1 protein-coding gene is annotated in these 577 nt (G+C 46.1%); it reads left to right on the top strand.

The genetic code is table 11. The features are described 5' to 3' along the window. Positions 1-573: amino acid ABC transporter substrate-binding protein (locus R8O10_RS26575; protein ID WP_318192144.1), on the top strand; the 573-nt coding region annotated here is incomplete at its 5' end. Between the last annotated feature and the right edge of the window lie 4 nt (positions 574-577).

The raw sequence follows: 577 nt of genomic DNA, 5'->3' as shown, positions 1-577 counted from the left end.
AACGACTACAAGATCGAATACGTGACGTCGAACTTCTCAGGTTTGTTTGGTCTTTTAGAAACTGGCCGCATCGATACAATCTCAAACCAAATCACCATGACAGATGAGCGCAAAGCGAAATACCTGTTTGCAGACCCTTATGTGATCGACGGCGCGCAAATCACAGTACGTAAAGGCAACGACAGCATCAAAGGTGTAGACGATCTAGCAGGCAAAACCGTTGCGGTTAACCTAGGTTCTAACTTTGAGCAGCTACTACGCCAATACGACAAAGATGGCAAAATCAACATCAAAACTTACGACACTGGTATCGAGCATGATGTTGCGCTTGGCCGTGCAGACGCTTTCGTGATGGACCGTTTGTCCGCGCTAGAACTGATCAAGAAAACAGGTCTGCCACTGGAACTGGCTGGTGAACCGTTTGAAACCATTCAAAACGCATGGCCTTTCGTCAACAATGAAAAAGGTCAGAAGCTACAAGCGGAAGTGAATAAAGCACTAGCAGAGATGCGTGCAGATGGTACAGTAGAAAAGATTTCAGTGAAGTGGTTTGGTGCTGACATCACGAAGTAATGCT

Source organism: Vibrio sp. 1727 (assembly GCF_033344415.1).
GTDB classification, from domain to species: Bacteria; Pseudomonadota; Gammaproteobacteria; order Enterobacterales; family Vibrionaceae; genus Vibrio; species Vibrio alginolyticus.
The sequence above is the reverse complement of the archived record's forward strand: the minus strand, read 5'-3'. Positions and strand labels throughout refer to the sequence as shown.